Raw genomic sequence first — 8,009 nt, 5'->3', positions numbered from 1 at the left:
CCCCAGGAACAACCGACCACGTCGGGGGGGCAGGTGCTGGCCGCGCGGGGCGGACCAGCGACAACACAGACGGCGGGCCTGCTACGCAGGCCAGCGGGAGCAAGCTCCCTCGCCACAACAGCAGCATCAATCATAAAAATAGTTTGCGCTTCACCGACTTCAGTTCTGCCATAAATCTAATAAATCAGCGGAGAATCGCTCATGGCTCGTTTGCAACGCACCCTGTCGTTAGGGTCGGTGGTGCTGTTTGGCATCGCCTATATGACGCCGATCATTGTGCTCGGCACCTTCGGCATCCTCGCGCAATCCACCGGCGGTATGGTCCCGGCCGCTTACCTGGCGGCCCTGGTGGCGATGTTCTTTACCGCCATGAGCTACGGGCGCATGGCCTCGGCATTCCCTGTGGCCGGTTCCGCCTACAGCTATGTGCGCAAGGCCATCAGCCCCAAGCTGGGCTTTATCGCCGGTTGGGCGGTGTTGCTCGACTACCTGTTCCTGCCCATGGCCATCTGGCTGATCGGCGCTGCGTACCTGCATTCGGCGTTCCCGTCGGTGCCGCAGTGGGTGTGGGTGCTGGCCTTTATCGGTATCACCACGGCAATCAATATCATCGGGTTGAAGCTCGCCAACGGCATCAACGCGCTGCTGATGCTGGTGCAATTTCTGGTGCTGATCGCGTTTGTCGCGCTGTGCATCCACTACATCGGCGGTGACGCGAGCAAGCCGCTATGGACCATCGCCCCGTTCTTCAACGGCCAGATGCACATGCCATTGATCATGAGCGGCGCGGCCATCGCCTGCTATTCGTTCCTGGGCTTTGATGCGGTCAGTACCCTCACCGAAGAAACCCGCGACCCGCGCCGTACCATCCCACGAGCAATCATGCTGATCACCTTGATCGGCGGCCTGATCTTCGTCGGCGTGTCGTACTTCGTGCAGATCGCCCACCCGTCGTTCGAATTCGCCGATGTGGATTCGGCGGCCTACGAGATTGCCCGCAACGTGGGCGGCGACCTGTTTGTGTCGATCTTCCTGATCGGCCTGATCGTCGGCCAGTTCGCCTCGGGGCTGTCGGCCCAGGCCAGCGGTTCGCGGCTGTTGTTTGCCATGGGCCGGGACGGTGTGTTGCCCAAGTCGTTCTTCGGCACCTTGCATGCGCGCTTCGGCACGCCGGTCAACAGCATCCTGTTGTGTGCGGTGGTGGCCTTGCTGGCGTTGAAGCTCGACGTGACCACCTCAACTTCGTTCATCAACTTCGGTGCGTTCCTGGCGTTCAGTCTGGTGAACCTGTCGGTGATCTTTCACTACTGGATCGGCGCCAAACAGCGCGGTGTGCGTGAGCTGATCCTGTTCGTGGTATTTCCGACCATCGGCTTGCTCGCGGACGTGTGGCTGATGGTCAGCCTCGATCACCTGGCGATTTACCTGGGCGCGGTGTGGTTGGCGATTGGCCTGGTGTACCTGGGCTTTCTAACGCGCGGTTTCTCGAAACAACCCCCGGAAATGGACTTCCAGGAAGCGGCATAGAAGCAGTCGGCCTATTCTTATTGCAATCGGTTCTCGTTTGGGCGCATGATTTGTGTTACTGTATAACACTTGAATTGCACCCAGACGCCCCGGAGGCCTTATGAAAGCTGGTATCCATCCCGACTACCGCACTGTGCTGTTCCACGACACCGCCGCCGACGTGTTCTTCCTGATCGGCTCCACCGCCGACAGCGACCGCACCCATACACACAGTGACGGCAACACTTACCCGTATATCCCGCTCGATGTGTCCAGCGCCTCGCACCCGATCTATACCGGCCAGCAGCGCAAGACCCAGGTCGAAGGCCGGATCGCCGGGTTCAACAAGCGTTTCGCTTCGTTTGGGTCCAGCCCAAAAAAGGCGGATGCATAACCCCGACTCGGCGGCGTGCCCTACGCCGCCGTTTGCCGAATCGGCAGCACCACCCGAAAGGTTGTGCCCTTGCCCAACTCACTGCTGACCGAGATTGAGCCCCGGTGTTTCTTGACGATGCCGTAGGAGAGTGACAACCCCAGGCCAGTGCCTTCGCCGACGGGTTTGGTGGTGAAGAAGGGGTCGAAAATCTTCTGCACGGTTTCCGGCGCAATGCCACAGCCGTCGTCCGCCACTTCCAGCCAGATGTTCTCACCTTCCACGCCGTTGCTGATGGTAATGGTGCCGCGTTCCGGGCCCATGGCTTGTGCGGCATTGATTACCAGATTCATCACCACTTGATTGAGCTGCGACGCCAGGCACTCTATGTCCGGCAGCGGCATGTAGTGCTTGACCACATCAGCCCTGTACTTCAGTTCGCTGGCGACGATGTTCAGCGTCGAATCAATGCCTTGTTGCAGATTGGTGAATTGCCAGGTCTGGTCGTTGTCCACCCGCGAAAAATTTTTCAGGTCTTTGACGATTTGCACCACGCGGCCAATGCCATCCTTGGATTCGCGGATCAGGATCGGGATGTCCTCCTTGAGAAAGTCCAGCTCCAACGTCGTGCGCAAAGCCTTTAGCTGGTCGCGCTGTGGTTGCGAAGCGATTATTTCCTCGCTGTGTCGATAAGCTTCAAGCATCTGTTGCAGCTGGTTGAAGTAGCCATCAAGGGTGCTGAGGTTGGACGAAATGAAGCCTACCGGGTTGTTGATCTCATGGGCGACACCGGCGGCAAGCTGACCCAGCGACGCGAGCTTTTCCGACTGCACCAGCTGGCTTTCCAAGTGCTTGCGCTCGTCGATTTCCAGTTGCAGCGCCTGGGTACGTTGTTCCACCAGCTGTTCCAGGTGGGAGGTTTGCAAGGCGGCGCGACGGGCCATGTCCCACTTGTTGGCCAAGGTGTTGGCCATTTGCTGGACCTCAATGTTGTCGAAGGGTTTTTTCAGGATCAGCAAGCGGTCATGGGCGTGCAGGCGAAAGAGCAGGTCCTCCCAGGAGTAATCCGAGTACGCGGTGCACACCACCACTTGCAGGTCGGGGTCGACCTTCCACAATGCCTCGATGGTCTTCGCGCCGTCCCAGCCCTGGGGCATGCGCATGTCCACAAAAGCCAGCGCATAGGGCCGTTGTTCTGCCATGGCCGTGGTCAGCAAGCCCAGGCCTTCTTCGCCGCCGTACGCCGAATGCAGGTCGAATACCTGAGCCTGAGGCGTGGCGGCGGCGCCGAACAGCGCTGACTCCAGGTCGTCCAGTGCAGGGTTGGCGGCCACGCTCGGCATCAGAATCTTGCGAAAGTCTTCATGAATTGACGGTGTGTCATCAATCAACAGAATGCGCCGGTTGGGAGTCTGGTTCATGGGGCAGTTCCGGCAAGGGTAAGAGGAATCGTCAAGGTAAACACTGCGCCAAGGCCTGGCCCATCGCTGTGGGCGCTGAGTTGGCCGTGCATTTCCACGGCGGCCAGGGCGCAGCTGTGCAGGCCGAAGCCGTGGCCTTCTTTGCGCGTGGTGAAGCCGTGGGTGAATATCCGGGTCATGTTCTCGGCGGGTATGCCCTCGCCATCGTCCCTTACACTGATTTTCAGCGTCTCTTCAGCCGCCGGTTGCACGGTCAGGGTCATTTGCCGTGGCCGGTCACTGAGGTTGGACATGGCGTACTTGGCGTTGCTGATCAGGTTGACCATGATCAGCAACAGCCGGTGTTTGTCGCCCAGAATCTCCGGTACTTGCGCGTACTCCTTGACCACCGTGACGTGATGACGGCTCAAAGCGCCGGCGTTCATGCGCAGGGCGTCTTCCATCAACGCGCTGATGTTGACGGGTTCGAGCAGTGTGGAGGCGCCGGCATAGGATTGCTGGGTCGAGACGATGTCCTTGATGTGGTCAACGCTTTTGCTCAGTTGCGTCAGTTCCTCGCTCATGTCTTGCTGTTCGACTGCAATCGCTTCGACCAATTGGTTCAGGTAGCCCGGCAGCAACTTGCCCTTTTCATCCTCGCTGAGGAAGGTGCCCAGGTCGCCCTGATGCGCGTTGATCAATTGCATGGCTTTGCCCAGGCCCTGGGCCTTGCTGTTGCGCAATTTACGCCCCACCAGGTCGGCGGAAATGTTCACACTGTTGAGCACGTTGCCGACGTTGTGCAGCACGTTCGTGGCGATTTCCGCCATGCCCGCCTGGCGGGCGCTGTCCATCAGCTCGCTCTGGGCGTCCTTGAGCTGTTGCGTGCGCCGCTCCACCCTTTGTTCCAGGGTTTCGTTGGCGGCCTGCAAGGCACGATTGATCCGGTTGATCTCGGCGAAACTGCGCAACAGGCGTACCGCCAGGTACAGCAGCAACACCACCAGCAAGGTTGAGAAAATCAACAGGTAGCGGTGGTATTGATGATCAATGAGGTCGGCCGCCTGCTGGTCCTGGTTGAGGTGGGTGGTCAAGTCATCCAGGCGCTCGGCCACGGGCACTGCGGCAATTCGTTCGAGGAGGCTGTTGACCACCGGTTGCTCGCGCAGGATCAGCGAAATGTGGTTGCTGAGGATCTCGACCGGGGCCTGGAACTCAATGGGCAGGCGTTCCTTGTTAATTTCCAGTTTGCCCAGGCCCACCAGAATATCGGCGGCGCGGTCGTCGCTGGTGACCTGGGCGAACTCCAGGCTGCTGAGCAGCAGGTCGTAGGTGTCGGTGGCCACGCTTTGCAGTTGCAGCCGCCCTCCATCGTCAACACGATTGAACTGGGCCTGGATATCGTCTTCAGCGGTCGGCAGAAACGCCAGCGAGTTGCGCAGCACCGCATTGTGGGATTTGAACCGGTCTACCAGCCGCGCCTTTTCCTGGATGGCGGTTTCATACGCTAGCTGGATGGTGCGCCAACGGGGCAGGTCGACGCTGTTGTGGTAGGTGCTGCGGCTGTTAAGTTCGGCCCATATACGCGTCATTTCGGTGAGCGGTGTCACCAGCGGATCGTAGTTGTGGGTAATCGCAATCCGGGCCTTGAGCACTTCGCTGTCCCATTGTGCGTTGAGTTGCTGGAGCTGGCGGATCAGGTCCCGTGACTGGGTGTAGCTGGCTGTTTGGTCGCGGGAGGACATGAGGTACAAAAAGACCAGGGTCGAGGCCAGCAGCAGGGTCATCAACCCCAGCAACAGCTGACTGATACGGCGGCGGGACAGGCTCGGCAGTCGGCTCATAACGGCTTGCCCGCCCATTGGCCAGTCAGGGTCTTGAGAAACAGAATGATCAGGTCCTTGTCTTCCTGGGTCGGAGTGCGCCCCAGCTGATACTTGAACATCACGTCCACAGCCTCTTCCAGGCTCTTGGCCGAAGCGTCGTGAAAGTAGGGCGCGGTGACCGCCACATTACGCAGGCTGGGCACCTTGAACACATAGCGGTCCTCTTCATCCTTGGTCAACAGGTAACGCCCCAGGTCCGACTCGACCGGGTTGCCGCGGTCCTTGAAGTAGTCAGCCATCACGCCGAATTTTTGAAACATGTTGCCGCCGATGTTCACACCCTGGTGGCAGGCTATACAGCCGTAATCTTTGAAACGCTGGTAGCCGTACTTTTCCTTGAGGGTCAGGATCTCCGTATTGCCCTTCAAGTATTGGTCAAACCGTGAGTCGGGCGTGAGCAGCGTGCGCTCATAGGTGGCCAGGGCGTTTTGCACATTGGCTGCGGTGACCCCATCGGGATAGGTCTGCTGGAATGCGCTCTGGTAGGCGGGCACGGCGGCGAGGTTCTGCACCACGGTTTTCCAGTCGCTGCCCATTTCTGCCGTGCTGGTGACCACGTGTTCGACTTGCGCCTCCAGCGTGTCGACACGACCATTCCAGAACTGTTTGAAATTCAGGCTGGCGTTGAACACCGATGGGGTGTTGACCTCTACCGGTTTGCCGTCAAAACCGATCGAAAACGGCTTGTCGTCGGCGCCGCCGGACTCCAGGCGATGGCAACTGGCGCAGGACAGGGTGTTGTTGGCTGACAGGCGTGGCTCATTGAACAGTTGCTGGCCCAGTTCGACTTTGGCCGGGTCCAGCGTCGGCACGCCCGGCAAGGGTTTGAGTGCCTCGTCCAGCGGTGCGGCTGCCAGTGGCAGACTCGCGCCTAACCATAAGGTGAAAATGAGCCCTTGGGTTGATACTTCGCTCAAGCGAGCACTCCTTGCAATCGGCTATTGATCGGGCATCAGGGCAGGGTGACCGGCTTGCATCAACTGCGCAAAATCCTTTGGGGGTACGGCTTTGCTGAATAGAAAACCCTGGCCTTCTTCGCACCGCTGAGCTTGCAGGAAGTTCAGTTGTTCGATCGTCTCCACGCCTTCGGCAATGATGCTCATGTTCAGACTTTTGCCCATGCCGATGATAGCGCTGATCAGTTGCGCGTCCTGGCTATTTACGCTCATGCCGCGTACGAAAGATTGGTCGATTTTCAGCACTTCGATGGAAAAGCGCCGCAGGTAGCTGAGGCTGGAATAACCGGTGCCGAAGTCATCCAGGGCCAGACGCACGCCCATGGCCTTGATGGTGTTCAAGGTGGCGACGGTGTCGTCGACATTCTGCATCAACACGCTTTCGGTGATTTCCAACTCCAATTGGGCAGGCGGCAGGCCGGTCTGTGTGAGTATCTCGGCCAGGTTGTCGGTAAAGTCCCGCTGGCGAAAGTCGATGGCCGAGACGTTCACCGAGATGCACAACGGGCTCAAGCCCATGGCGCGCCAGGCTTGCCCTTGCTCGCAGGCCCGGCGCAGTACCCACTGGGTCAAGGGCACTATCAGCCCACTGTCTTCGGCCACCGGAATGAACTCAGACGGACTGACCCATCCGGCGCGCGGCGCAAACCAACGTATCAAGGCTTCGGCACCGACGATTTTGCCGGTTTTCAATTCCAGTTTCGGTTGGTAGTGCAGCACGAACTCGTCACGCTCCAGGGCCTGGCGGATCGCGCTTTCCAGGCCTTGCTGATGTTGCGCGCGCAGGTTCATGGTCTCGGTATAAAAGCTGAAGTCACCCGGGCCGCGCTCCTTGCTGGTGTGCATGGCGGTTTCGGCATGTTTGATCAGTTCCACCGCCGTGCTGCTGTCATTGGGGTAAATACTGATGCCCAGGCTGGCGGTGACGCTCAGGTCGTGCCCGGCGACGTGGCGGGTTGTGCGCACGGCCGTGAGCAACTTTTGCGCAATATGTTGGGTTTGTTGCGGGTGCTGGATATCGTTGAGCAAAATCACAAACTCGTCGGTCCCGTAGCGAAACACTGAATCCGAGTCTCGCACCGTCGCCACCAGGCTCTGGCTGACCTGCTGGAGCACCTCGTCGCCCGCCGGATACCCCAAGACATTGTTGATGCGCTTGAAGCGGTCGAGCCCTATAAATATCACCGCCAGTTGTGTGTCATGCCGTCGGCCCAGGGCGATGGCCTGGGTCAGGCGGTCACCCAGCAACGTGCTGTTGGGCAACTGCGTGAGCGCGTCGTATTGCAACAGGTGCGACACTTTGAGCAGTTCCTGCACGCGTTCTTCAATGGTGCGCTCCAGGCCCAGTACCTTGAGGGCGACGTCTTGGGCGAGCTGCCATTTCCAGGTCAGGGCGCTGGCCATCTGGCGGATTTCCAGGTGGTCAAAGGGTTTTTTCAGGATCAGTAGCTGGTCGTTGTACTTCAATCGCGCTTCGATGGCCTCAAAGGAGTAATCGGAGTAGGCGGTGCACAGGGCAATCTGCAGGTTGGGGTCGACGTTCCACAACTGTTCGATGGTGTGCAGGCCATCCCAGCCGGGCGGCATGCGCATGTCGATAAACACCATGGCGTAGGGCGCACCGTCCGCCAGGGCTTTGTTCACCAGGGCAAGGGCCTCTTGGCCCTGATAGGCCGAATCCAGCAAAAACGCCTGGCGCACCGGCGCCGCGGTGCCGAACAGGGCTTCTTCCAGGCTGTCGAGTGAGGGGGCATCGTTGGGATTGGCGCACAGAATCTTGCGGAAATCTTCGTGGATAGAGGCGGTGTCATCCACGATCAGAATGCGTCGGTTGGCCCGCCCTGAATCCGGCTTCATGGCGCACTCTGCATTGGCAACAGGGTTGATG

The 8,009-nt window shown here is 59.3% G+C and carries 6 protein-coding genes; 2 read left to right on the top strand and 4 right to left on the bottom strand.

The window, feature by feature from the left end; all coding sequences use genetic code 11:
• Window positions 1–201: 201 nt before the first annotated feature.
• Both GIW48_RS13510 and GIW48_RS13505 read left to right on the top strand, forming a co-directional pair.
• Window positions 202–1,527: an APC family permease gene (locus GIW48_RS13510; protein ID WP_236460171.1), complete on the top strand. Its 1,326-nt coding sequence runs from the start codon at window positions 202–204 to the stop codon at window positions 1,525–1,527.
• 100 nt (window positions 1,528–1,627) lie between these two features.
• Window positions 1,628–1,900 (top strand): type B 50S ribosomal protein L31, encoded by a 273-nt coding sequence (locus GIW48_RS13505; RefSeq protein ID WP_017135901.1) that lies wholly within the window; start codon window positions 1,628–1,630, stop codon window positions 1,898–1,900.
• A 20-nt stretch (window positions 1,901–1,920) separates the two neighbouring features.
• Here the strand turns inward: GIW48_RS13505 and GIW48_RS13500 are convergent, their stop codons facing one another.
• Genes GIW48_RS13500 through GIW48_RS13485 form a run of 4 tightly spaced genes read right to left on the bottom strand, consistent with a single transcriptional unit; the run spans window position 1,921 to window position 7,978 of the window.
• A complete protein-coding gene (locus GIW48_RS13500; RefSeq protein WP_138452482.1) occupies window positions 1,921–3,300 on the bottom strand; it encodes an ATP-binding protein in 1,380 nt (459 codons plus the stop codon).
• Window positions 3,297–5,123 carry a DAHL domain-containing protein gene (locus tag GIW48_RS13495; RefSeq protein ID WP_225933034.1) on the bottom strand — a complete coding sequence of 609 codons (1,827 nt, stop codon included), beginning with the start codon at window positions 5,121–5,123 and terminating at the stop codon, window positions 3,297–3,299. Before GIW48_RS13495 ends, GIW48_RS13500 begins: the two co-directional genes overlap by 4 nt.
• Window positions 5,120–6,082, bottom strand: coding sequence for a cytochrome-c peroxidase (locus tag GIW48_RS13490; protein ID WP_177032784.1), 963 nt, complete (start codon window positions 6,080–6,082; stop codon window positions 5,120–5,122). Before GIW48_RS13490 ends, GIW48_RS13495 begins: the two co-directional genes overlap by 4 nt.
• A 21-nt stretch (window positions 6,083–6,103) precedes the next feature.
• Window positions 6,104–7,978 (bottom strand): putative bifunctional diguanylate cyclase/phosphodiesterase, encoded by a 1,875-nt coding sequence (locus GIW48_RS13485; RefSeq protein WP_236460172.1) that lies wholly within the window; start codon window positions 7,976–7,978, stop codon window positions 6,104–6,106.
• Window positions 7,979–8,009: the final 31 nt, after the last annotated feature.

Source organism: Pseudomonas sp. PA-6-3C, assembly GCF_021605825.1.
Taxonomy (GTDB): domain Bacteria; phylum Pseudomonadota; class Gammaproteobacteria; order Pseudomonadales; family Pseudomonadaceae; genus Aquipseudomonas; species Aquipseudomonas edaphica.
Note: the sequence above shows the minus strand (reverse complement) of the source record. Positions and strands in the feature narration are given on the sequence as shown.